This window comes from Dorea hominis, from assembly GCF_014287705.1.
Lineage (GTDB): Bacteria > Bacillota > Clostridia > Lachnospirales > Lachnospiraceae > Dorea_D > Dorea_D hominis.
In genome coordinates, this window is the sequence record NZ_JACOOY010000037.1 from 1 (window position 1) to 871 (window position 871).

At 44.5% G+C, this 871-nt stretch carries 2 tRNA genes and 2 rRNA genes; all 4 read right to left on the minus strand.

Annotation, left to right across the window (positions count from 1 at the left end):
• Nucleotides 1-209: 209 nt before the first annotated feature.
• Nucleotides 210-282 (minus strand) — tRNA-Ala (locus tag H8S07_RS14220).
• Nucleotides 283-298: 16 nt separating this feature from the next.
• Nucleotides 299-372 (minus strand) — tRNA-Ile (locus H8S07_RS14225).
• Between the two features lie 12 nt (nt 373-384).
• A 5S ribosomal RNA gene (gene rrf, locus H8S07_RS14230) occupies nt 385-502 on the minus strand.
• Between the two features lie 257 nt (nt 503-759).
• Nucleotides 760-871 (minus strand): 16S ribosomal RNA (locus H8S07_RS14235); the annotation flags it as partial.

Consider the following 871-nt stretch of genomic DNA (forward strand, 5'->3'; position numbering starts at 1 on the left):
TAATAACAATTACCTCGGATGTCTTGAATAAGATATTTATCTTATCATTTCTATTTCTTATATGCAATTTTCAAGGTACATATAGATGCGAATATTCGAAAACAGTTATGTGTGACAAGCTTGCTTGTCTAAGCATAAATGCTTTTCGATGCATTGGCATGTAATGCCATGAGCGATAAAATCATAGATTTTAGAACTTCGCATCTTAGTGGAGAATACGAGATTCGAACTCGTGACCTCCTGCTTGCAAGGCAGGCGCTCTCCCAACTGAGCTAATCCCCCATATTGGATATTAAAGTGGGCTTAAGTGGACTCGAACCACCGACCTCACGCTTATCAGGCGTGCGCTCTAACCAGCTGAGCTATAAGCCCATCTTTTTTTTAATCTGGCAGCCACCTACTCTCCCACACCGTCTCCAGTGCAGTACCATCGGCCGCTTGGGTCTTAACCATCGTGTTCGGGATGGGTACGGGTGTTACCCCCAAGCGCATCGCCACCAGAAATGTTACCAGTTCTTTTGACAGAATCTGTAACTTATCATCTTTCCTTCGCACGCTTCTTATCTATCTCAAATCCGCTCCGCTTCTTATCTATCTCAAATCCGCTCCGCTTCTTTTCGATAGATTCAAGCTTTCACATGCTTCGTTCCTGTTCCGAACAATCATTCAAACAAGTTTGATGATGTTCGTCTCATGAACGTCGCGTGCTCAGTCCTTGATGACTAAACAATAAACAACAACCCTTACTTTTTTCCTTAGAAAGGAGGTGATCCAGCCGCACCTTCCGATACGGCTACCTTGTTACGACTTCACCCCAGTTATCGGTCCCACCTTCGGCAGCTCCTTCCTTACGGTTAGGTCACTGACTTCG